The organism is Caballeronia sp. Lep1P3 (assembly GCF_022879595.1).
Classification (GTDB): Bacteria; Pseudomonadota; Gammaproteobacteria; order Burkholderiales; family Burkholderiaceae; genus Caballeronia.
Map to the genome: position 1 here is coordinate 678,085 of NZ_CP084265.1, position 21,122 is coordinate 699,206.

The window sequence follows — 21,122 nt, forward strand, 5'->3', positions numbered from 1 at the left end:
TTGTCAGGCGAACGATCGTCTCATAGCCGGGCGTCGCCGTACACTCGGCCGAATGGCCGATGGTGAGCCGGGTTGGGCGCCGCTACAATGCGTGCATGTCGAAATCCAAACACGTCTCCGAAACGCCCGCGACGCAATTCCTGCGCCGTCACAACGTCGCGTTCGGCGAGCATCCCTATGAGTACGTCGAGCATGGCGGCACCGAGGAATCGGCGCGGCAACTGGGCGTGGACGAGCATCGCGTCGTCAAGACGCTCGTGATGGAAGACGAGCACGCGAAGCCGCTCATCGTGCTCATGCACGGCGATCGCACGGTGTCGACGAAAAACCTTGCGCGGCAGACGGGCGCAAAGCGCATCGAGCCGTGCAAGCCCGACGTGGCGAACCGGCATTCGGGCTATCTCGTCGGCGGCACGTCGCCCTTCGGCACGAAGAAGGCCATGCCCGTGTATGTCGAATCGACCATTCTCGATCTCGACACCATCTACCTGAACGGCGGGCGGCGCGGCTACCTCGTGAGCCTGAACCCTGCCGTGTTGACGGAACTGCTCGACGCGAAGCCGGTTCAGTGCGCGAGCGTCGATTAGAATGCTGACCGCGAATTTTTCCAAGACTTCCTAAGCCGAAAGAGAACTCATGATCTATCTGATCGTCGCCGTCGTGTCCTATCTGATCGGCTCGATTTCATTCGCCGTCGTCGTCAGTTCGGCGATGGGACTCGCCGATCCGCGTTCCTACGGCTCGGGCAACCCCGGCGCGACCAACGTGCTGCGCACCGGCAACAAGCGCGCGGCCATCCTCACGCTTATCGGCGATGCCTTCAAGGGCTGGCTGCCGGTGTGGATCGTCGCGCATTTCGGCGCGCGCTTCGGACTCGACGCGACCGGCCTTGCAACAGCCGTCGCGCTATCGGCCATCGCTGTTTTTCTCGGGCATCTGTACCCGATCTTCTTCAAGTTTCAGGGCGGAAAGGGCGTCGCGACGGCGGCGGGCGTGCTGCTCGCCATTCATCCGGTGCTCGGGCTCGCGACGCTGCTGACGTGGGTCATCATCGCGTTCTTCTTTCGTTATTCGTCGCTCGCGGCGCTCGTCGCGGCGGTGTTCGCGCCGTTCTTCCAGGTGTTTTTGTTCGGGCCGAGCCGCGTCTCGCTTGCCGTGCTCGCGATGAGCGCGCTGCTCGTCTGGCGGCATCGCGCCAATATTTCGAAGCTGCTCGCGGGGCAGGAGAGCCGCATCGGGGAGAAGAAAAAAGCGGCGCAGTGAGGCACGAAAAAAGCCGTTCCGCAGGGCGCGAAACGGCTTCGGTACAGCGCGCAGCGAGCGCGTTCAGTCGCGGAAATTGTTGAAGTCGAGCGGCGTATCCGTCACTTCTTTCTTCAGAAGCGCGATGGTGCTCTGCAGATCGTCACGCTTGGTGCCCTGCACGCGTACCGCGTCGCCCTGAATGCTCGCCTGCACCTTGATCTTGCTGTCCTTCACGATCTTGACGACCTTCTTCGCCAGATCGCCGGACACGCCTTTCTTGATCGTGACGACCTGCTTGAGCCTGTCGCCGCCAATCTTCTCCTGCTTGCCGTAGTCCAGAAAGCGCACGTCGACACCGCGTTTCGCGAGCTTGCCGAGCAGCACGTCCTTCACCTGGCCGAGCTTGAAATCGTCGTCGGCATAGAGCGTCAGTTCGCGCTCCTTCTGCTCGACGCGTGAATCCGAACCCTTGAAGTCGAAACGCGTCGAGATTTCCTTGTTGGACTGCTCGATGGCGTTCTTCACTTCGATCATGTTTGCTTCGCTGACGACGTCAAACGATGGCATCTGTCTTCCCCTTCGTTGAGGCGAGCGCGCGGGCGCGGCTCGCGCAATCGCTATAATCACGGACCTGACGTCATTCTACCGACGCGCTTTGGTTTTCCCCAAGGCCGCTTCCATTCCAGCATTCGCCACGCGGTTTCCCATGTCCGACGCTTCCTCTCTCGCGCCCGCGCTGCTCGCGGACTATTCGCTGCGTGAGCACAACACTTTCGGCTTCGACGTGCGCGCGCGCCACGCGATGCGCGTCGGGAGCGCGGACGCGGCCGCCGCGCTCGCCCGCGACGCGCGCATCGCGAACATGCCGAAACTCGTGCTGGGCGGCGGAAGCAACGTCGTGCTGACACGCGATTTCGACGGCGTCGCGCTGATCGTCGGCATCGAAGGCAAGCGCGTGATCGGCGAGGACGACGAAGCGTATCTCGTCGAAGCCGGCGCGGGCGAGAACTGGCACGCGTTCGTCGCCTGGACGCTTGCACACGGCATGCCGGGCCTCGAAAACCTCGCGCTGATTCCCGGCACGGTCGGCGCGGCGCCGATTCAGAACATCGGCGCTTACGGGCTGGAAATGGTCGAGCGCTTCGAGCGGCTTCGCGCGGTGGAACTCGAAACGGGCGCGCTCGCCGAATTCGACCGCGACGCATGCGCGTTCGGCTACCGCGACAGTTTTTTCAAGCGCGCGGGGCGCGGGCGCTTTCTAATCACGTCGGTGGTTTTCCGGTTGCCGAAAGCGTGGACGCCGCGCGCCGATTACGCCGACGTCGCGCGCGCACTCGAAGGCGCGTCGTCGCGAGACGCGCAAGCCATCTTCGATGCGGTCGTGGCCGTGCGCCGCGCGAAGCTGCCGGACTGGACCGTGCTCGGCAACGCCGGCAGCTTCTTCAAGAATCCGGTCGTGAGCGCCGCCACGTTCGATGCGTTGCGCGCGAAAGAGCCGGGCGTCGTCTCGTATATGCAGCCCGATGGCAGCGTGAAGCTCGCGGCGGGCTGGCTGATCGACCAGTGCGGGTGGAAGGGGCGCGGCGTCGGCGGCGCGGCGGTGCACGACCGCCAGGCGCTCGTGCTCGTGAACCGCGGCGGCGCGACCGGCGCGCACGTGCTCGAACTCGCGCAGGCCATCAAGCGCGACGTGCTCGCGCGCTTTGGCGTCGAGCTGGAGATGGAGCCGGTCGTCGTCTGACGAAATGACTCAGTGGTTGAGCTTGCCGAGGAGCAGATACTCCATCAGCGCCTTTTGCACATGCAGACGGTTCTCCGCCTCGTCCCACACGACGCTCTGCGGCCCGTCGATCACTTCCGCGCTCACTTCCTCGCCGCGATGCGCCGGCAGGCAATGCATGAAAAGCGCGTCCGCGTTGGCGCGCGCCATCATCTCGGCATCGACGCAATACTCGGCGAACGCCTTCTTGCGCGCCTCGTTTTCCGCCTCGAAGCCCATGCTCGTCCAGACGTCCGTCGTGACGAGGTCGGCGCCGGCGCAGGCGTCGTTCGGGTCGTCGAATTCCTCGTAAAAAGGCGCGCTTTGCTCCGACACGAGCGCGCGGTCCAGCTTGTAGCCTTCGGGCGTCGAAAGACGCAGCTTGAAGCCGAGAATTTGCGCCGCTTCGATCCAGGTGTAGAGCATGTTGTTCGCGTCGCCGACCCACGCGACGGTCTTGCCGTGAATCGGCCCGCGATGCTCGTAGTACGTGAAAATGTCCGCCAGCACCTGACACGGGTGATATTCGTTCGTCAGCCCGTTGATGACCGGCACGCGCGAACTTTCGGCGAAGCGCCGGATGATGTCCTGCCCGAACGTGCGGATCATGATGATGTCGACCATGCGCGAAATCACCTGCGCGGAATCCTCGATCGGCTCCCCACGGCCGAGCTGCGTGTCGCGCGTGTTCATGAATACCGCGTGGCCGCCTAGCTGAAAGATGCCCGCTTCGAACGAAAGGCGCGTGCGCGTCGAGCTCTTTTCGAAAATCATCGCGAGCGTGCGATCGTGCAGCGGGTGGTACGTCTCGTAATTCTTGAACTTGCGCTTCAGGATGCGCGCGCGTTCCAGCACGTACTCGTAGTCGTCGAGTGAAAAATCCTTGAACTGAAGATAGTGGCGAATTTTCTTGGCGGTCATGAAACGCAAGCGGCGGCTTCGAACCGGGCGCGCGACTTCAGACGATTGTCGCCGGACCGGACGGCGCCGCCGTCGGGAGTGGGTTAGCGTTCGAGCATAAAGGATTTTGTGAGCTTTGACGAGGCCGGCCAGAAGCGCGCCAGAGGGCGTCGCGAGCGCCCGCCCACGCGCGCCGAAGCCTTGTGTGCGCTGCGGAAAAGGGGGCGCTGCTGTATAATTGCTCGCGCTTGTTTCAACGAGTCTGCAACACTCAGTAACGCTCAGCACCGTTTTACGCGCATGTTAGGCGTTGGCTCGCAAGAGTCCGCTCGGTGTTCTTTTGCGCTTGCGAATTCTTCGTGCTGCCGGGTCCGCCATCGTGTCGCGGGCGCGCCCAGTCCTCTCCGGACTGTTTCGCAAGCACCGCCCGGCGCTCCTTGCATGCCGGCCAGCGCGGTTCCCGCGTCGAGCGTGTGCATTCGCCGGTGCCGCCACCGGCCGACAAAAGGTATTGCTACATGGCTGAATCATCCCCTACCGAGTACTTCATACAAGGCATCACCAAGAGCGGGAGGAAGTTTCGGCCCAGCGACTGGTCCGAGCGCCTGTGCGGTGTGATGTCGGGGTTCGGGCCGAAATTGAAGGGGCCGAACGCACGGCTGCAATATTCCATCTACGTGCGTCCGACGATGATCGGCGACATCAAGGTCGTGATCGTCGATTCGCGCCTGCGCGACATCGAGCCGATGGCGTTCGATTTCGTGCTGAACTTCGCGAAGGACAACGATCTCGTCGTGACCGAGGCGTGCGAATTGCCGCCGCATCACGGCACGCAGACGCAGCAGCATCGCTAGCGCGCGAAGCGCCAACGGAATGCAACCGAATGCAAAAAAGCCCGCGCGAAGCGGGCTTTTTCGTTACTGCGCAGCGGAAACAGGAGGCTGCTTCGACGAACGCGACCGGAAACTCAGTGCGCGCGCCCGAAGCGAGCCGGAATTACTGGGCTGCGGGAGCCTGCAGACCCTTGATGGCTGCAGCCAGGCGGCTCTTATGGCGAGCGGCCTTGTTCTTGTGGACGATCTTCTTGTCCGCGATGATGTCGATCGTCTTCGACGACGACTTCAACACTTCGGCGGCCTTGGCCTGATCGCCGGCTTCGATTGCCTTGCGAACTGCCTTGATGGCCGTGCGGAACTTCGAGCGCAGCGCCGAGTTGTGCGAGTTGGCTTTGGCGGCCTGACGGGCGCGCTTGCGAGCTTGTGCGGTATTTGCCATGACGGTTCCTTATCCTGTTCCTGCTGTTACTTGTCGGAGCGGGCTTCACCCTCTGGCCCGGCGTGGGGCCGGAAGCGGTGATCGGTGCGCGCTGCCTCTGATCTGAAATCCCGGGAGCGATTGCCCGAGAACCTGTAATACATCGCCGACGGAGTCGGAAAGACGCGAAGTCGCCAGAACGGAGCTTCGAAACCCGCGATTATAGCAAGCCGATACGAGATATGACAAGCGCGCGATGTCGCCCGCGCCGCGAGGCGGGTTCGCCGCAAATCTGATGCAATCCGTCATTCTCGCGGATCGGGACGCCAGCATTGCGAAGCCCGACCATGCGCGGCCCGTATAATAAGCGCCCCATGAATCTATTCCGAGCCCTCCTGACGGTCAGCGGCTTCACGCTGCTGTCGCGCGTGACCGGCCTGATCCGCGAAACGCTGATCGCCCGAGCCTTCGGCGCCAGTCTCTACACCGACGCGTTCTACGTCGCATTCCGCATCCCCAACCTGCTGCGGCGCCTGTCCGCGGAAGGCGCGTTCGCGCAGGCGTTCGTGCCGATTCTCGCAGAATTCAAGAACAGCAAGGGTCACGATCCGACCAAGGCGCTCGTCGATGCCATGTCCACTGTGCTGACGTGGGGCCTCGTCGTGCTGTCGCTCGTCGGAATGGCGGGGGCGAGCTGGGTCGTGTTCGCCGTGGCGTCGGGCCTGAAGCACGACGGCGGCGCGTACCCGCTCGCCGTCGAGATGACGCGGATCATGTTCCCGTACATCGTCTTCATCTCGATGACCACGCTCGCCTCGGGCGTGCTCAACACGTACAAGCAGTTCTCCCTGCCCGCGTTCGCGCCCGTGCTGCTGAACGTGGCGTTCATCTTCGCGGCGGTGTTCGTCGCGCCGCATATGAAAATTCCCGTGTACGCGCTCGCGTATGCGGTCATCGCGGGCGGCGTGCTGCAGTTGCTCGTGCAACTGCCGGGCCTCAAGAAGATCGACATGATGCCGGCCGTCGGTCTCAACTTCCGGCGCGCGCTCGCGCATCCCGGCGTGAAGCGCGTGCTCGCGAAGATGGTGCCCGCGACGTTCGCCGTGTCGGTCGGGCAACTGAGCCTCATCATCAACACGAACATCGCGTCGAACATCGGGCAGGGCGCCGTGTCGTGGATCAACTACGCCGACCGGCTGATGGAGTTCCCGACCGCGCTGCTCGGCGCGGCGCTCGGCACCATCCTGCTGCCGAGTCTCTCGAAGGCGCACGTCGATGCGGACGCCGTCGAATATTCCGCGCTGCTGGACTGGGGCCTGCGCATCACGTTCCTCCTCGCGGCGCCGAGCGCGGTCGCGCTCTTTTTCTTCGCCGAGCCGCTGACCGCGACGCTCTTTCACTACGGCAAGTTCGACAGCCATTCCGTCGTGATGGTCGGCCGCGCGCTCTCGGCCTACGGCATCGGGCTGGTCGGCCTGATTCTCATCAAGATTCTCGCACCCGGCTTCTACGCGAAGCAGGACATCAAGACGCCGGTAAAAATCGCCATCGGCGTGCTCATCATGACGCAGGTGAGCAACTACATCTTCGTGCCGATCTTCTCCCACGCGGGTCTCACGCTTTCCATCGGTCTCGGCGCGCTCGCCAACGCGTTCCTGCTCTTCATCGGTCTGCGCCGCCGCAATATCTATCGGCCGTCGCCGGGCTGGGTGCGCTTTTTCGTGCAGTTGATCGGCGCGTGTCTCGTGCTCGCCGGCACGATGCACTGGGTCTCGACCAACTTCGACTGGATCGCGATGCGCGCGACACCCTTCGCACGAATCCTGCTGCTCGGAGCAAGCCTGGTTCTGTTCGCGGCGCTGTATTTCGGTATGCTTTCCGCGATGGGCTTCAAGTACGCCTATTTCAAGAGACGAACGCTTTGATGACGACAACGCGTATCCTCGACTACTTTTCCTCGCTGATGGCGGACGACGAAAGTCTGCCGCTGACGGAGGCCGCCTTGTCGCTGGCGCAGGACGCGTATCCCGACCTCGACATGCAGTCGGTGCTCGCGGAAATAGACGAACTCGTGCTGCGCGCGCGCCGGCGGATGCCCGAGGATGCGGACGTTAGGCAAAAAGCCGATGCGCTCAATCGCTATTTCTTCCGCGAACTCGGCTTCTCCAGCAATCTCAACGATTACTACGACCCCGACAACAGCCACCTGAACGTGGTGCTGCGCCGTCGCCGGGGCATCCCGATTTCGCTTGCCGTCGTCTATCTGGAGATGGCCGAGCAACTCGGCGTGCCGGTGCGCGGTGTGTCGTTTCCAGGGCATTTCCTGTTGCGCGTCACGACGCCCGGCGGCGACCTGATGCTCGATCCCACCACCGGCCAGACGCTTTCCGAAGCGCAGATGGTCGAGATGCTGGAGCCGTATGTTCAGCGCGTGGGCGAATCGATCGGCAGTGCGCTGCGCGTGTTGCTGCAGCCCGCGACGCGCCGCGAGATCGTCGCGCGAATGCTGCGCAATCTCAAGAGCATCTACCTTCAGACGGAGCGCTGGCAGCGTTTGTTGGCCGTGCAGCAGCGGCTCGTGATCGTGCTGCCGGAGAGTATCGAGGAAGTGCGCGACCGCGGTTTCGCATATGCGCGGCTCGACTATCTGCGCCCGGCGCTCGAAGACCTGGAGCGTTATCTCGAAGATCGCCCGGACGCGGAAGACGCGACGGTCGTCGAAACCGAACTGCGCGAACTCAGGCTGCGCACGCAGGAAAACGGCGACTGACGCTCGCTGGAACAACGCGAAAACGGCGGGCCGATGAACTGGCCCGCCGTTTTTGCTTATTTGGGCTGCATGCGAATGGCGCCGTCCAGCCGGATCACTTCGCCGTTCAGCATCGGATTGTCGAAAATCTGCTTAACGAGCATCGCGAATTCATCCGGCTTGCCGAAGCGCGACGGGAACGGCACCATCGCGCCGAGCGCCGTCTGTACGTCGGGCGGCATGCCGAGCAGCATCGGCGTTTCGAAGATGCCGGGCGCGATCGTCATCACGCGGATGCCGCTTCGAGCGAGGTCGCGCGCAATCGGCAGGGTCATGCCCGCGACGCCGCTTTTCGATGCCGCATACGCCGCCTGGCCGATCTGCCCGTCGTAGGCCGCGACCGACGCCGTGTTCACGATCACGCCGCGCTCGCCGGCGGCGTTCGGCTCGTTCTTCGACATTGCGTGGGCCGCGAGCCGGATCATGTTGAACGTGCCGATCAGATTCACCGCGACGACCTTGCTGAAGAGATCGAGCGGATGCGGGCCGTCGCGTCCGACCGTTTTCGACGCCGGCGCGATGCCCGCGCAGTTCACGAGACCGCGCAGCGTGCCGAGCTTCGTCGCGGCATCGACGGCGACCTCGGCGTCTCTTTCCTGGCTCACGTCGCATTTCACGAACACGCCGGACAGTTCGCGCGCGAGCGCTTCACCCGCGGCTTCGTTCATGTCCGCGAGCACCGGCTTGCCGCCATGCGCCGCGACGAGGCGCGCGCTCGCCGCGCCCAGTCCCGACGCGCCTCCGGTAATCAGCACGACGTTGTCCTTCATCTCCATTCTGTCTTCTCCTTTTATGTGCGATGTGCGGCCCTCGCGGGCGACGCGTCGATTGTAGTCAAACGGCTTGCTCGACCAGCTCAGTCGACCAGCATACGGCCAGCGGGCGAAAAAAAACCCGCTCGTTTGGAGCGGGTTCCTTCGCCGGCTTTGCCTGCCTTGCGGTTACTTCAGCGCATCGAATACGCGGGCGCGGATTTCGTCGACACTGCCGAGGCCCGAAATGCGCCGGTACTGCGGCGCCTTCAGCCCGCCGGTCGCGCCGCTGTGCGCCCAGTCGTTGTAATACGCGATGAGCGGCTTCGTCTGCGCCTCGTACACGTCGAGACGCTTCCTGACCGTCTCTTCCTTGTCGTCTTCGCGCTGGATCAGCGGTTCGCCGGTGACGTCGTCCAGCATGTCGTTCTTCGGCGGATTGAACGTGACGTGATACGTGCGCCCCGACGCCGCGTGCACGCGACGCCCGCTCATGCGCGCGATGATCTCGTCGAACGGCACGTCGATTTCCAGCACGTAGTCGATGGCGACGCCCGCGTTCTTCATGGCCTCCGCCTGCGGAATGGTGCGCGGGAAGCCGTCGAACAGATAGCCGTTTGTGCAGTCGCTCTCGAGCAGACGCTCCTTCACCAGATTGATGATGAGCAAGTCCGGCACGAGTTCGCCCGCGTCCATGTAGCGCTTCGCCTCGACGCCGAGCGGCGAGCCTGCCTTGACGGCAGCACGCAGCATGTCGCCGGTGGAGATTTGCGGAATGCCGAATTTCTCCTTGATGAAGTTTGCCTGGGTGCCCTTGCCCGCGCCGGGTGCGCCCAACAGGATCAAACGCATGGTGATATCTCCGAATCGTCTAGAAACCGCTCGGCGCGAGTGGATGACATCCGGTGGCGAGGCTCGGGCGGCGTCGACGACAGGACGACGCGGCCGATTCGAAAGACGGCGCGGCACCTGCGGACAGCGGCGCAACGTTGAGCGTGGCGCTGACCGGAAGGCTCGCGCAATCGCCTGATTATGCCACGGCTCATTACGATCGCGGCCGTAATAGCGATTATGGAAACCGCTAAGATGCCCGCCGCGCGGGGCTTCGGCGGGTATACACCGGTTGCGTGGCGCTTCTGGCTTGGAGCGTCAGAAGAGCGCCTGAACGCGCGCGAGATCGGCGGGCGTGTCGACGCCGGGCGGGGGCGCGTCCTGCGTCACGCGCACGGCGATACGTTCGCCGTGCCACAGCGCGCGAAGCTGTTCGAGCGCTTCGGCGGCCTCGATGGGCGCCTGCGCGAGAGTCGGGAAGTCGCGCAGAAACTTCGCGCGATACGCGTACAGCCCGATATGCCGCAGCACGTTCTCCGGCACGGCAGGCAGCGCGCCGAGCGCGGCGACGTCGGGCCAGTGCGGTTGCCACGCGTCGCGCGACCACGGAATCGGTGCGCGCGAGAAGTAGAGCGCGCGGCTTCTCGCATCGAGCACGACCTTCACCACGTTCGGATTGAACACGTCGGCGGGATCGTGAATCGGATGCGCGGCCGTCGCGATCGCGCATTCGGCGTGCGCGGCCAGATGCGTGGCGACGTCGCGCACGAGTTGCGGATCGATCAGCGGCTCGTCGCCCTGCACGTTGACGACGATCGTCTCGTCGCTCCAGTTCAGGCGCGTCGCGACTTCGGCCAGGCGGTCGGTGCCGGTCGGATGATCGCCGCGCGTGAGCATCACTTCGATGCCGTGATCGCGCACGGCCTCGACGACCGCGTGAGAATCCGTCGCGACGAGTACGTGAGTCGCGCCCGATTCGCGCGCGCGCTCGGCGACGCGCACGACCATCGGCTTGCCGCCGAGATCGGCGAGCGGCTTGTTCGGCAGGCGCGTGGACGCGAGCCGCGCGGGAATGACAGCGATGAACGGAACCTGCATGGCGGCGCTCGGGAGCGTCAGGCGTCGCCGACGGGCTTGAGCGGCTCGACGGGCGTGCCTTCGACCGTCTGGCGCGCCTCGTCGACGAGCATCACCGGAATGCCGTCGCGGATCGGATAAGCGAGCTTGTCCGCGTTGCAGACGAGTTCCTGCGTCGCGCGATCGTAGTTGAGCGGGCCCTTGCAGATCGGGCAGACGAGGATTTCAAGCAGACGTGCGTCCACGGAGTTTCTCCACAACGAGAGCGATGAGGCGAGGCCTGAGCACGGCCTGCACGGGAACGACCCAGATGCGCGCATCGCGCCAGGCCCCGAATTTTACTGCATCCTTTTCGGTGATCAGGATCGCGTCGGCCTCCACCGAGGCGAACGGATTCTCGCGGTAGGCGTAGTGATCGGGGAAGGCGCGCGTGGCAGGCGCGATGCCCGCCGCGCGCAGCGTCGCGAAAAAGCGCTCCGGCGAGCCGATGCCCGCCGCCGCCACCACTTTGTCGCCCGCGAACGCCGCAAGTGGACGGCGCTGGTGCGGATCGTCGAGCAGCCACGCGTCGCCGGATTCGAGTTCCAGCGCGAAAGTGTCCGGCCACGGCGGCAGCGTGCGTTCGTAGGGACTGTTGATGAGCGTGGCATCGCGATGACGCGACATCGGCTCGCGCAACGGTCCGGCGGGCAGCAGGAAACCGTTGCCGCCGAGCCGGTCGTCGAATACGACGAGTTCGAACGCGCGCGCGAGGCGATAGTGCTGCAGGCCGTCGTCGCTCACGATGACGTCCACGTTCGGATGCGCCTTCAGCAGCGCGCGCGCGGCGGCGACGCGATCCGGGCACACGAACACCGGCGCATGCGTGCGGCGCGCGATCAAAAGCGGCTCGTCGCCGACCTGCGCGGCGGCGCTCGCGGGCGTGACGCTCGTCGGCTCTGCGACCTTCGCGCCGTATCCGCGCGACACGACGCCCGGCTGAAAGCCGGCGGCGCGCAGCGCTTCGACGAGCGCGATCACGGTCGGCGTCTTGCCGGTCCCGCCGACGGTCACGTTCCCGACGACGACCACCGGCACGCCGACATCGACGCGCTTCATCCAGCCCACGTCGTAGAGCGCGCGGCGCGTCGCGGCGATGGCGCCGAAAATGCACGCGAAAGGCGAAAGCGCCCACGCGACCGGCCCGCGCCGACGCCATTCGCGGGCGAGAAAGTTCTCGATCGGCGGCTTGAAGTCAGACATGGACCGCCTTCGCGTCGGCGGCGCTGCGTTCGGACGGATGCGGGAATGATCTCGGGTACGGCAGGGCGCGCAACGGCAACTCCTCGGATTTCGATCTGGCGTTGAACGGTTCGACCGGCGGTGCGCGTCGAAGGTCCGGAGAGGGGACCGCGAACGACGCGAACCGGTGCAAGAACCCGGCACTCTAGCGCGCGAGCGTCCCGCGCGCCAGTCGATGCGCGCCGCGTCGCACTTGTGGATAACTCTGTGAAAAACTTGCCGCCGAAAACTGCCGATGCCGCTTCAGGAAAGAGTTGCTTCGGCAAAAGGTGCGTTCTGAGGCCCGCTTTCCTTATGAATCAACGACTTGCTACGAAGTCATGGGCTTCTGGCGCGCGCTATGAGCGCATGTCGGTAACTCTTTCTGTGTGGACACTTGCTAAACTGGCAGCGCTTTGCTAGGCCGGCGCGTGCCGGGCGACGCTTCCCTCTCGACGATAACCATCCATGACACCCGATTCCCTGCCGACGCCGGAAGGCGACGCCGTCATCCCCGTTTCCGTGCTCAACCGTGCGATCGGCACGATGCTCGAACGGTCGTTTCCACTCGTCTGGGTGTCGGGCGAAGTATCGAATTTCACGCGCGCGGCGAGCGGCCACTGGTACTTCTCGATCAAGGACGCCAACGCGCAGATGCGCTGCGTGATGTTCCGCAGCCGCGCGCAGTACGCGGAATTCGTGCCGCGCGAGGGCGACAAGATCGAAGTGCGCGCGCTCGTCACGATGTACGAGCCGCGCGGCGAACTGCAACTGAGCGTCGAGGCGGTGCGGCGCACGGGACAAGGGCGCCTGTACGAAGCGTTCCTGCGCCTCAAGGCGCAACTCGAAGCCGAAGGCCTTTTCGCTGCCGCGCGCAAGCGCGCATTGCCCACGCATCCGCGCGGCATCGGCATCGTCACGTCGCTGCAGGCCGCCGCGCTGCGCGACGTGCTGACGACGCTTGCGCGCCGCGCGCCGCATGTGCCGGTGATCGTCTATCCGGCGCCGGTGCAGGGCGCGGGCGTCGGCGCGAAGCTCGCGGCTATGGTGCAAGCCGCGAACGCGCGACGAGAAGTCGACGTGCTGATCGTGTGCCGCGGCGGCGGTTCGATCGAAGATTTGTGGGCGTTCAACGAGGAGGTGCTCGCGCGCGCGATTGCGGCGAGCGAATTGCCGGTGGTGAGCGGCGTCGGTCACGAGACGGACTTCACCATCGCCGATTTCGCCGCCGATGTCCGCGCGCCCACGCCGACCGGCGCGGCGGAACTCGTCAGCCCGCAGCGCGTGCTGCTCTTGCGCGAACTGGATCATCGGCACGCGGCGCTCGCGCGCGCGTTCGGCCGGACGATGGAGCGCCGCGCGCAGCAACTCGACTGGCTCGCGCGCAGGCTCGTGAGTCCCGCCGAGCGGCTCGCGCGTCAGCGCGTGCATCTGCGGCAACTGGCGGGCCGTCTCGCGGCGGCGGGCGCGCGTCCGGTGCGCGATGCGCGCGCCCACTTCGCGCTCGTGCGATACCGCTGGGAGCGCAGGCGTCCCGATGTCGTCGCGCAGAGCGAACATCTGCTGCGGCTCGCGCAGCGTGTACAGAGCGCGAACGCGCGTCGCGGCGAGCGCGAGAAGGCGCGCGTTTCCGAACTGGCGGCGCGTCTGCAGGTGCTCAGTCCGCAACGCACGCTCGAGCGTGGCTACGCCGCGCTCATCGACACGCAAACGGGCCGCGCGCTGCGTGCGCCGAGCGCGCTCAAGCCGAAGCGCCCACTCACGGTTCATCTCGCGCAAGGCTCCGCGGACGTCTTTCTCGCCGATGTCCAGCCGCGTCTGCCGGATGAACTCTGAGCCGCTGCCGAAGCCTCCCGCAACGTAATTTCGACGCGCCGCCAAGCGCGGCCGAGAGCACTTTTTACGCCGCTTTCAGCGATGCGAAAGCGATCTTCCTCATAAAGGCGGGCGGTTTGCGGCGTTATCCCAACTCGCCTACAATCCATTGCTCCACTGCTTCACTCCTCACAGTCCCACAATCACATAGAAAGGAAGCTCGCAATCATGGAACATACGCTCCCGCCGCTGCCGTTCGCCAAGAACGCGCTCGCTCCGCACATGTCGGAAGAAACGCTCGAGTTTCACTATGGCAAGCACCACCAAACCTATGTGACGAAGCTCAACGAGCTGATCCCGGGCACCGAATTCGAGAACATGCCTCTCGAAGAGATCGTGAAGAAGTCGTCGGGCGGCGTGTTCAACAACGCGGCTCAGACGTGGAATCACACGTTCTTCTGGAACAGCCTGTCGCCGAACGGCGGCGGCGCTCCGGCCGGCGCACTCGCTGACGCCATCAACGCCAAGTACGGTTCCTTCGACAAGTTCAAGGAAGAATTCGCGAAGGTCGCCGTGGGCACGTTCGGTTCGGGCTGGACGTGGCTCGTGAAGAAGACCGACGGCTCGCTCGACATCGTGTCGACGAGCAACGCCGCGACGCCGCTCACGACCGACAGCAAGCCGCTCATCACGCTCGACGTGTGGGAGCACGCTTACTACATCGACTATCGCAATGCGCGTCCGAAGTTCATCGAGGCTTTCTGGAACATCGCCAACTGGGATTTCGCTTCGAAGAATTTCGGTGCCTGATCTCGGCGTCATGCCGATTCAAAACCGGCCTGCAACGCGGCGCCGGTTCGAGAAGAAGCCCTCCACACGGAGGGCTTTTTGCTTCTCGTGCTGCCTTTCGTGAACCGTCCATCATGAAACGCCTCGCCACACTCTGCCTCGCAACGTGGTCGGCCGCCGCGCTGCTCTATTTCGGCCGGCATTCCGTCGCGTTCATCGTGCTGTCGGGCGTACTCGCGCTCGCGGGCTTCGATCTCGTGCAGCCGCAGCCGGGCGAAGGCCCGTGACGCTCGCGGGCGCGAAGTAGCGCGCGAGACACAGCGCATACAGCAGAAAAACCGCGATCGTGTAGTTCGTGCTGCGCGCCGCGACGACGAAGAGCAGAACCGCGCAAGCGGCAAGCAGCAATTCGGCGCGTCTGGGCAGCAGCGAAAGCCGCGTGTCCCTGCGCTCGAGCGCCGTGCCGAACAGAATGCCGAGCGGAATCAGCACGACGACCAGATGCACCGGCTCCAGCATCGGCGATGCGACGAGCATCGTCATCGTCGCGAGCGCGAAGTCTGTGCGGCGGTCAGCGTGGCGTCGCGCGATCAGAACGACGGCGGTCACGCATACGACGGCGGCCGTCGCCAGCCATACCGCGCCGAGCATCTTCTGCGATGCGCTCATCCCGGCGTTTTCGATGAGCGTCTGAAGCGCGCCGCGCAGCGCGACGTTGATCGGCGCGCCGCCGAGCATCACGTTCTGCGCGTTGAGGCGCGGCATGTCGGAGACGGCGTAATGCCAGATCGTATGGAAGCCGAGCACGCAGCCCGTGACGCACGTGAGCGCGACCGATGTCGCGAACGTGGCGATCGCCGTGCGCCATTCGCGCCTCAGAAGCAGCAGCCCGGCGATGGCGAGCGGCGTCACTTTCAGCACGATGGCCGCGCCGAGGAACACGCCCGCGAGCGAGCGGTTGCCGCGGTCGATGAAGAAGAACGTCGCGGCGAGCAGGAAGAACAGCAGTTCGTTGGACTGGCCCCAGTAGACATCGTCGAAGAAGGGGCGGCTCAGCAGCGCGAGCGCGATGAACAACAGCGCGACGCCGCGATCCTCGCCCCGATACGCGAGCTTCGCGACCATCGCGACGCCGAGCGCGAAGAGCAGCATCGATCCGAGCACCCACACGCTCTTCGCCGCAGCCGGCGACAGCGCGCCGAGCGGCGAGAACAGCAGCGCGAATTGCGGCGGATACGCGTAGAAGACGTCCATGCCCGTCGTGCGCGCGCCGATCGAGCGCAGGAACGTGACGAGCCCGTGGTGATCGTAGAGCACGGTCGCATCGGCGGGATGGCGCAGCACGGTCGTGAACGCGTACAGGTAGTAGTTGAAGTCGCTGAAAGCATCGGCGGGATCGGCGTGGAACTGCGCGAGCACGCGCGGCATGTGCGCCGCGATGATGCCTATGGCGACCGCAATCAGCACGGTCGAAATCGTGGCGAGACTGGGCGCGGATTTCCCCGCGCCGGCCCGTGTGGTGAGCATGGCAATTCCCCGTTGTGCGGCCTTTTGTTATGGATAAACGCGCCGGGCGTCAGGCCGTGGTTGCCGCCGGCGCGTAAAGCAGAACGACGCTTGCAATCAGCAGCGCGGCACCGGCGAGCGTGCGCAGCGACATCGCTTCGCCCAGCACGACGCCGAACGCCATGATTTCGAGCAGCGTTACGGTGACCATCAGCGGATACGCGACGCTCAGTTCCACGCGCTTCAACGCGAGCGCATAGAGCACGAAGCCCGCGCCATACGCGCCGATTGCGCCGAGCCGGTACACCAGCGCACGCGCGTCCATGCCGAAGAGAAGCGCGCCGCCTTCCGGCAGCCTTCCCGCGAGGCGCAACAGAATGCTCGCGAGCGCACCGCACGTGCCGCTGAAAAGAAGCGTGAGGTATTGCATGAAGAGGAACGAGTTGGCGCCTAAATCGCGATGACCACCGTCGCGATGCACAGGCAAATGACGAAGAGACTCAGCCGGTTTTTGATGGCATAGACGATCGGGTCATCATGCATCTCGCCGCGAAACGCGAGCATCCACACGCGGCTGACCCAGTAGAGCAAGAGCCCGAAGAGCACCCAGAGCGCGTGCGGATGCCGGTACAGCAGCCGCACGTCCGCCGAGTTCAGATACAACGCCAGCACCAGCACGGCGACATAGCCCGATGCCGTGCCGAACGAGCGCAGGATGCCGAGGTCCTGCGTGTCGTAGCCGCGCCCGGCGGCGGAGGCCTTGCCGTCGCGAAGAAGGGCGTCGAGTTCGGTGTAGCGCTTCACCATCGCGAGGCTCAGGAAGATGAGCACCGAAAACATGATGAGCCAGTCCGACAGCACGATGTCCGCCGCCGCGCCGCCCGCGACGATGCGCGACGTATAGAGCGCGGCGAGCGTGAAGACATCGACGAGCATCAGGCGCTTGAGCTTGAGCGAATACGCGAGCGTCGCGATGAAATAGCCGCCGAGCACGAGCTGAAAGCGCGGCTCGATCTGCGCCGCGAGCGCCGCCGATGCGACGAGCAGCGTCACCGTCAGCGCCATGCCGAAGGTGAGCGGCAATTGCCCCGACGCGAACGGCCGGTTGCGCTTTTTCGCGTGACGGCGATCCGCGTCGAGATCGAGCATGTCGTTGAGGAGATAGACCGCCGACGCGCAGAAGCTGAACGAGAAGAACGCGATGGTTTCGTCGAGCAGCATCGCGGGATCGGTGAAGCGGTGCGATGCAAGCAGCGGCACGAAGATCAGCAGGTTCTTGACCCACTGATACACGCGCATTTCCTTGAGCGTGAGACGCACGAGCGAACGTTTTTCCTCGAAAAACACGATCGTCTTGTTCACTTTCTCGGCCGCCGCCGCGATGTGCCGGTTGCCCACGACGATAGCCTGCCGCGACTCCTTCCACACGGGCACGTCGGCGAGCGCGTTGCCGCAATAATCGAAGCCGTGTGCGCCGAACTCCTTCGTGAGCGCGCCCGCCTTCTGGCTGCCTTTGAGATTGCGCGCGTCGTCGCTCGCGAGCACGCCCTTGAAGATGCCGAAGTGCGTGGCGATCTGTTCGGCCACCTGCTGATTCGACGCCGTGCACAAATATAGATCGCGTCCGGCTGAACGCTGCTCCTGCAAATAGGCGAGAAAGCGCGCGTTGTACGGCAGCACGGACACGTCGATGGCCACGCGCTGCGCGATCTGCGCCTTCAGATACGCCTTTCCGCGCAGCAGCCAGACGATGCACCACAGCGCATAGACCGGATTCTTCTTCACGAGCACGAGAAACGATTCGACGAGCAAATCGGTGGCGGTCAGCGTGCCGTCCAGATCGACGCACAGGGGAACGCGAGCTTCGGCCATGATTTCCTCGTTGCGCGGATTCGTCTTGGGATTCGGACGGGCGTCGCCGAACCGTTTGGCTCACAGAATAACGAGCGCCCTTTTCCCGGCTCTGTGCGTTAGGACACTTCTGTTGCGCGCCTAAGAACGTACCGTATTCCTTCTCGGCGCTTTTGTGAATTGTTCGGGATCGCTTGCTTTTGCGGCGGCGCGGCGACGCGGCGGCGACAGCGGCGGCGCATGAATCGGCCGCCCGCAACAAAAAAGCCTTCCACGCGGAAGGCTCTCGAGCGGAACATCGCACGATCCTTCAGAGGCGTTTCGGCGCGCCTTCCCAGTTGATATCGACGCAGAGCACCTGCAGGCCGTAAGGCGTTTGCGCCGCAATCGAAGCGGTCACGCACAGATGCGCCTCGTTGATCGACAGATACGGCGCGGTCAGATGCACGCGAGCCGGCGCGCGCAGCGCCTCGATGAAATACGGGCGGCGTTCCCAGCTCGCGCCTTCGGAATGAAGCAGCGGACTGAAGCGCTTCGCGCGCTGCGACGCGCGCACGACGGGCACGACGTTGTCGCCGATCTGCCGGCCCGCGTGATCGAGCAGGAAGCAGCGGGCGGTATCGGCGAGCTGGCGCAGTTCGCTCGTTGCGGCGGCGAGCGTTTCGCCTTCCATCAGCTTGACCGATGCGCGTTCCAGCCCGCTCACGTAAGGCTCGAGCCGCGCGGCCTGCGCACGCTCGCGCGCGGCCACGCGTTCGCGCGATGCCGCCGAGAGCGCGTCCATCGTGCTCGCGGCGGCATCGCTGTGCACGGCATCGACGCTCGGTTGCGCGAAATACGCGCCCTGCACGAAGTCGACGTTGCATTCCAGCGCGATGAGCGCGTCGCGTTCGGTGGCGAGACCGCCCATCAGCACGAGCTGGCCGGATTCATGCAGCAGCGAGACGAGGCGCGGCAGCACGCGCTCGATATGCGAATGCTCGGTGGCCTGCTGAAGAATGCAGCGGTCGAGCGACACGATATCCGGCCGCAGTTGCCACACGCGGTCGATGTTCGAATGCTTCACGCCGAAGCCGTCGAGCGCGATCAGAAAGCCCGACTTGCGCAGCGAATCGACGATTCCGGTGAAGCGCGTCGTCTCGCCGCCCGCCTGTTCGGGCACTTCGAGCACCACGCGCTGCGGCGGCAAGCCGATGTCTTTCAGCGCGGCGAGGAGCGCGTCGCCGTAGCTCGTGTCCATGAGCGCAGCCGGGTGCAGGCTCAGAAAGAGCCATTCGTCGTGGCTGTCGAACGCGTTGAAGTTGCCGAGATGAAGCGATTCCGCGAGCCGGCCCAGTTCCAGCAGATCACCGCGCCGCGCCGCCTGCGTGAAGACTTCGTGCGACGGCACATGCCGATGCGCGTCGTCGCGCGCTCGCAGCGACGCGTGATACCCGATCGCGCGCCGGTGCGACACCGAAAACACCGGCTGGAACACGCTGAAGACCGTGTATTCGCCATACAGCACCGTGCGACGCGAGCCGTCGTCGCCCGCGACGGGGCGCGGCGGCTGGAAGCGGGGAGGGTCGAGATCAACCATGCTCATGGGTCGGGGCGTCGCGATTCGGCTTAATGAGATATGGGCAGTTTACAAGATCGGCCGTCCGACCGTTCGAGCAAAATCCGTGCGAATCCAGTGGCGGCGCGGTTTCGGGCGCATTCGTGTGCTTATTCCAGAGCGTGCCGGCGATGCGGCGCGCGCCCCGCGCCGGGCGTGCGTCGCATGGCGGTGCCGGTCGCACTCTGGCGGTGCGCGGCGCACGATGCGGTGGCGCGCGACGGCGCGGCTATCGCGGTCAGTTCGCCTCGGACGGGTCCGGCTTGCGCCGCGCCGCGCGCACTTCCGGCGCAAGCTGCCCGAAGATCCACGCGCTCGCCGCCGTGATGACGCCCACGCACAGAAAGGTCGCGTGGAACGCGGGCAGCGAGTTCGTCTCCGTCACGCGCGGCAGAAGTCCGGTGAACGTCGAGAGGATCGCGCCGGCGACGGTCACGCCGAGGCTCATCGACAGCATCTGCACCAGCGAAAACAGGCTGTTGCCGCTGCTCGCGCCGCCGGTGCCGAGGTCTTTCAGCGTGAGCGTGTTCATCGCGGTGAACTGCATCGAATTGACGGAGCCGAAGAGCGCCAGTTGCGCGAGACGCAGCCACAACGGCTGATGCGCGCTCACGAGCGAGAAGCTCGCCATCATCAGGCCGACGAGCACGGTGTTCACCACCAGCACGCGCCGATAGCCGAAGCGTTCGATGAGCCGCGTCACGAGCCGCTTGCTGAGCATGCCCGCCGCCGCGACGGGCAGCATCATCATGCCGGCTTCGAACGCGCTGTAGCCGAGGCTCACTTGCAGAAGCAGCGGGATCAGATAAGGCATCGCGCCGCTGCCGATGCGCGCGAACAGATTGCCGAGCAAGCCGACGCTGAACGTGTGAATCTTGAAGAGATCGAGCGAGAAGATGGGCTGCGCGGCGCGCGTCGCGTGCAGGCCGTAGGCGACGAAGCAGCCGAAGCTCAGAATCAGCAGCACGAGCACGATTGCGTGCTGGAGACCGAGATCGGCGAGGCCGTCAAGCGAGATCGTCAGCGCGACCATGCCGACCGCGAGCAGCAGATAGCCCGCGAGATCGAAGGGCGCGGTCGCGGGATTGCGGCTATCGGGCATGTAAAGATTCGTCGCGATGCAGCCGATGACGCCGACCGGCACGTTGATGAGAAAGATCCAGTGCCACGACGCGATCTGCACGAGCCAGCCGCCGAGCGTCGGGCCGATGAGCGGGCCGATCAGCCCCGGAATCGCGACGAATGCGAGCGCCGAGAGATAACGCTCCGCCGGAAAGACGCGCAGCACGGCGAGCCGGCCGACCGGCAGGAGCATCGCGCCGCCGACGCCCTGAACCACGCGAAACGCGACGAGCGCCTGCAACGACTGCGCCTTCGCGCACAACAGCGAGCCGATGGTGAACATGAGAATCGCGCTGAAGAACACGCGCTTCGTGCCGAGCTTGTCCGCGAGCCAGCCGGAGAAGGGGATCATCATCGCCATCGTGAGCGAGTAGGCGATCACGACGCCCTGCATCTTGAGCGGCGCTTCGCCGAGGCTTCGCGCCATCGCGGGGAGCGCGGTGTTGACGATCGTCGAATCGAGCGTTTGCATGAAGAAGCCCGTCGCGACGAGCCACAGCATGAAGGAAAGCGATCGGTCGGACGGCTCTGCTGCGGCGGTATCGGTCATGAGTG

At 64.9% G+C, this 21,122-nt stretch carries 21 protein-coding genes; 8 read left to right on the forward strand and 13 right to left on the reverse strand.

What is annotated here, in order from left to right:
- The first annotated feature begins 95 nt into the window (after positions 1-95).
- Positions 96-587 (forward strand): Cys-tRNA(Pro) deacylase, encoded by a 492-nt coding sequence (gene ybaK, locus LDZ27_RS03210; protein ID WP_244815299.1) that lies wholly within the window; start codon positions 96-98, stop codon positions 585-587.
- A 49-nt stretch (positions 588-636) separates the two neighbouring features.
- The gene (plsY, locus tag LDZ27_RS03215) at positions 637-1,263 is read left to right on the forward strand and encodes a glycerol-3-phosphate 1-O-acyltransferase PlsY (protein WP_244815300.1); all 627 of its coding nucleotides are present in this window, start codon (positions 637-639) and stop codon (positions 1,261-1,263) included.
- A 63-nt stretch (positions 1,264-1,326) separates the two neighbouring features.
- Here plsY and LDZ27_RS03220 read toward each other — a convergent pair whose 3' ends face one another.
- Positions 1,327-1,812 carry a YajQ family cyclic di-GMP-binding protein gene (locus tag LDZ27_RS03220; RefSeq protein ID WP_244815301.1) on the reverse strand — a complete coding sequence of 162 codons (486 nt, stop codon included), beginning with the start codon at positions 1,810-1,812 and terminating at the stop codon, positions 1,327-1,329.
- Between the two features lie 139 nt (positions 1,813-1,951).
- Between LDZ27_RS03220 and murB the strand changes: the two genes are divergently transcribed.
- Entirely contained in the window at positions 1,952-2,986 is a 1,035-nt protein-coding gene (gene murB, locus LDZ27_RS03225; RefSeq protein ID WP_244815302.1) for a UDP-N-acetylmuramate dehydrogenase, read from the forward strand.
- 9 nt (positions 2,987-2,995) lie between these two features.
- Here the strand turns inward: murB and argF are convergent, their stop codons facing one another.
- Complete coding sequence (argF, locus tag LDZ27_RS03230) at positions 2,996-3,925, reverse strand: ornithine carbamoyltransferase (RefSeq protein WP_244815303.1); 930 nt, start codon at positions 3,923-3,925, stop codon at positions 2,996-2,998.
- Positions 3,926-4,422: 497 nt separating this feature from the next.
- Between argF and LDZ27_RS03235 the strand changes: the two genes are divergently transcribed.
- On the forward strand, positions 4,423-4,758 hold the full coding sequence (locus LDZ27_RS03235) for a DUF3579 domain-containing protein (RefSeq protein ID WP_244815304.1): 336 nt from the start codon (positions 4,423-4,425) through the stop codon (positions 4,756-4,758).
- Positions 4,759-4,900: 142 nt separating this feature from the next.
- On the opposite strand, the gene rpsT is transcribed toward LDZ27_RS03235, so the two are convergent.
- A complete protein-coding gene (rpsT, locus tag LDZ27_RS03240) occupies positions 4,901-5,179 on the reverse strand; it encodes a 30S ribosomal protein S20 (RefSeq protein ID WP_244815305.1) in 279 nt (92 codons plus the stop codon).
- A gap of 353 nt (positions 5,180-5,532) precedes the next feature.
- On the opposite strand from rpsT, the gene murJ reads away from it, so the two are divergent.
- Positions 5,533-7,083 carry a murein biosynthesis integral membrane protein MurJ gene (gene murJ, locus LDZ27_RS03245; protein ID WP_244815306.1) on the forward strand — a complete coding sequence of 517 codons (1,551 nt, stop codon included), beginning with the start codon at positions 5,533-5,535 and terminating at the stop codon, positions 7,081-7,083.
- On the forward strand, positions 7,083-7,928 hold the full coding sequence (locus tag LDZ27_RS03250; protein WP_244815307.1) for a SirB1 family protein: 846 nt from the start codon (positions 7,083-7,085) through the stop codon (positions 7,926-7,928). Before murJ ends, LDZ27_RS03250 begins: the two co-directional genes overlap by 1 nt.
- A gap of 56 nt (positions 7,929-7,984) precedes the next feature.
- Here the strand turns inward: LDZ27_RS03250 and LDZ27_RS03255 are convergent, their stop codons facing one another.
- From LDZ27_RS03255 to lpxK, 5 genes are all read right to left on the reverse strand, one after another.
- Positions 7,985-8,743 (reverse strand): 3-hydroxyacyl-CoA dehydrogenase, encoded by a 759-nt coding sequence (locus LDZ27_RS03255; RefSeq protein WP_244815308.1) that lies wholly within the window; start codon positions 8,741-8,743, stop codon positions 7,985-7,987.
- Between the two features lie 165 nt (positions 8,744-8,908).
- Positions 8,909-9,571, reverse strand: a complete 663-nt coding sequence (gene adk, locus LDZ27_RS03260; RefSeq protein ID WP_244815309.1) for an adenylate kinase — start codon at positions 9,569-9,571, stop codon at positions 8,909-8,911.
- Between the two features lie 297 nt (positions 9,572-9,868).
- A complete protein-coding gene (gene kdsB, locus LDZ27_RS03265) occupies positions 9,869-10,648 on the reverse strand; it encodes a 3-deoxy-manno-octulosonate cytidylyltransferase (protein WP_244815310.1) in 780 nt (259 codons plus the stop codon).
- A gap of 17 nt (positions 10,649-10,665) precedes the next feature.
- Positions 10,666-10,872, reverse strand: coding sequence for a Trm112 family protein (locus tag LDZ27_RS03270; protein ID WP_244815311.1), 207 nt, complete (start codon positions 10,870-10,872; stop codon positions 10,666-10,668).
- Positions 10,853-11,869, reverse strand: coding sequence for a tetraacyldisaccharide 4'-kinase (gene lpxK, locus LDZ27_RS03275; RefSeq protein WP_244815312.1), 1,017 nt, complete (start codon positions 11,867-11,869; stop codon positions 10,853-10,855). The genes LDZ27_RS03270 and lpxK overlap by 20 nt, the downstream gene beginning before the upstream one ends.
- Before the next feature lie 486 nt (positions 11,870-12,355).
- Here lpxK and xseA point away from each other — a divergent pair, with 486 nt between their 5' ends.
- Together xseA and LDZ27_RS03285 are read left to right on the forward strand one after the other, a co-directional pair.
- Positions 12,356-13,723 (forward strand): exodeoxyribonuclease VII large subunit, encoded by a 1,368-nt coding sequence (xseA, locus tag LDZ27_RS03280; RefSeq protein ID WP_244815313.1) that lies wholly within the window; start codon positions 12,356-12,358, stop codon positions 13,721-13,723.
- A gap of 207 nt (positions 13,724-13,930) precedes the next feature.
- Positions 13,931-14,512, forward strand: a complete 582-nt coding sequence (locus LDZ27_RS03285; RefSeq protein WP_244815314.1) for a superoxide dismutase — start codon at positions 13,931-13,933, stop codon at positions 14,510-14,512.
- Between the two features lie 192 nt (positions 14,513-14,704).
- Here LDZ27_RS03285 and LDZ27_RS03290 read toward each other — a convergent pair whose 3' ends face one another.
- The 5 genes from LDZ27_RS03290 to mdtD all read right to left on the reverse strand — a co-directional run bounded on the left by LDZ27_RS03290 (position 14,705) and on the right by mdtD (position 21,117).
- Positions 14,705-16,018, reverse strand: a complete 1,314-nt coding sequence (locus tag LDZ27_RS03290; RefSeq protein WP_244815315.1) for a glycosyltransferase family 87 protein — start codon at positions 16,016-16,018, stop codon at positions 14,705-14,707.
- Between the two features lie 49 nt (positions 16,019-16,067).
- Positions 16,068-16,427, reverse strand: coding sequence for a ligand-binding protein SH3 (locus LDZ27_RS03295; RefSeq protein ID WP_244815316.1), 360 nt, complete (start codon positions 16,425-16,427; stop codon positions 16,068-16,070).
- Positions 16,428-16,447: 20 nt separating this feature from the next.
- Positions 16,448-17,869 carry a UbiA family prenyltransferase gene (locus LDZ27_RS03300; protein ID WP_244815317.1) on the reverse strand — a complete coding sequence of 474 codons (1,422 nt, stop codon included), beginning with the start codon at positions 17,867-17,869 and terminating at the stop codon, positions 16,448-16,450.
- Positions 17,870-18,158: 289 nt separating this feature from the next.
- Entirely contained in the window at positions 18,159-19,433 is a 1,275-nt protein-coding gene (locus tag LDZ27_RS03305; RefSeq protein WP_244815318.1) for an EAL domain-containing protein, read from the reverse strand.
- 250 nt (positions 19,434-19,683) lie between these two features.
- On the reverse strand, positions 19,684-21,117 hold the full coding sequence (gene mdtD / locus LDZ27_RS03310; protein ID WP_244815319.1) for a multidrug transporter subunit MdtD: 1,434 nt from the start codon (positions 21,115-21,117) through the stop codon (positions 19,684-19,686).
- Positions 21,118-21,122: the final 5 nt, after the last annotated feature.

What these genes read in the sequence shown, in the direction of transcription:
- kdsB (WP_244815310.1), bottom strand. Translation starts at nt 10,648, where the DNA reads ATGCAGGTTCCGTTCATCGCTGTCATTCCCGCGCGGCTCGCGTCCACG.
- LDZ27_RS03300 (WP_244815317.1), bottom strand. Translation starts at nt 17,869, where the DNA reads ATGGCCGAAGCTCGCGTTCCCCTGTGCGTCGATCTGGACGGCACGCTG.
- LDZ27_RS03285 (WP_244815314.1), top strand. Translation starts at nt 13,931, where the DNA reads ATGGAACATACGCTCCCGCCGCTGCCGTTCGCCAAGAACGCGCTCGCT.
- mdtD (WP_244815319.1), bottom strand. Translation starts at nt 21,117, where the DNA reads ATGACCGATACCGCCGCAGCAGAGCCGTCCGACCGATCGCTTTCCTTC.
- argF (WP_244815303.1), bottom strand. Translation starts at nt 3,925, where the DNA reads ATGACCGCCAAGAAAATTCGCCACTATCTTCAGTTCAAGGATTTTTCA.
- LDZ27_RS03305 (WP_244815318.1), bottom strand. Translation starts at nt 19,433, where the DNA reads ATGAGCATGGTTGATCTCGACCCTCCCCGCTTCCAGCCGCCGCGCCCC.
- LDZ27_RS03220 (WP_244815301.1), bottom strand. Translation starts at nt 1,812, where the DNA reads ATGCCATCGTTTGACGTCGTCAGCGAAGCAAACATGATCGAAGTGAAG.
- xseA (WP_244815313.1), top strand. Translation starts at nt 12,356, where the DNA reads ATGACACCCGATTCCCTGCCGACGCCGGAAGGCGACGCCGTCATCCCC.
- adk (WP_244815309.1), bottom strand. Translation starts at nt 9,571, where the DNA reads ATGCGTTTGATCCTGTTGGGCGCACCCGGCGCGGGCAAGGGCACCCAG.
- LDZ27_RS03255 (WP_244815308.1), bottom strand. Translation starts at nt 8,743, where the DNA reads ATGGAGATGAAGGACAACGTCGTGCTGATTACCGGAGGCGCGTCGGGA.
- ybaK (WP_244815299.1), top strand. Translation starts at nt 96, where the DNA reads ATGTCGAAATCCAAACACGTCTCCGAAACGCCCGCGACGCAATTCCTG.
- murJ (WP_244815306.1), top strand. Translation starts at nt 5,533, where the DNA reads ATGAATCTATTCCGAGCCCTCCTGACGGTCAGCGGCTTCACGCTGCTG.
- LDZ27_RS03250 (WP_244815307.1), top strand. Translation starts at nt 7,083, where the DNA reads ATGACGACAACGCGTATCCTCGACTACTTTTCCTCGCTGATGGCGGAC.
- LDZ27_RS03235 (WP_244815304.1), top strand. Translation starts at nt 4,423, where the DNA reads ATGGCTGAATCATCCCCTACCGAGTACTTCATACAAGGCATCACCAAG.
- rpsT (WP_244815305.1), bottom strand. Translation starts at nt 5,179, where the DNA reads ATGGCAAATACCGCACAAGCTCGCAAGCGCGCCCGTCAGGCCGCCAAA.
- murB (WP_244815302.1), top strand. Translation starts at nt 1,952, where the DNA reads ATGTCCGACGCTTCCTCTCTCGCGCCCGCGCTGCTCGCGGACTATTCG.
- LDZ27_RS03290 (WP_244815315.1), bottom strand. Translation starts at nt 16,018, where the DNA reads ATGCTCACCACACGGGCCGGCGCGGGGAAATCCGCGCCCAGTCTCGCC.
- LDZ27_RS03295 (WP_244815316.1), bottom strand. Translation starts at nt 16,427, where the DNA reads ATGCAATACCTCACGCTTCTTTTCAGCGGCACGTGCGGTGCGCTCGCG.
- plsY (WP_244815300.1), top strand. Translation starts at nt 637, where the DNA reads ATGATCTATCTGATCGTCGCCGTCGTGTCCTATCTGATCGGCTCGATT.
- lpxK (WP_244815312.1), bottom strand. Translation starts at nt 11,869, where the DNA reads ATGTCTGACTTCAAGCCGCCGATCGAGAACTTTCTCGCCCGCGAATGG.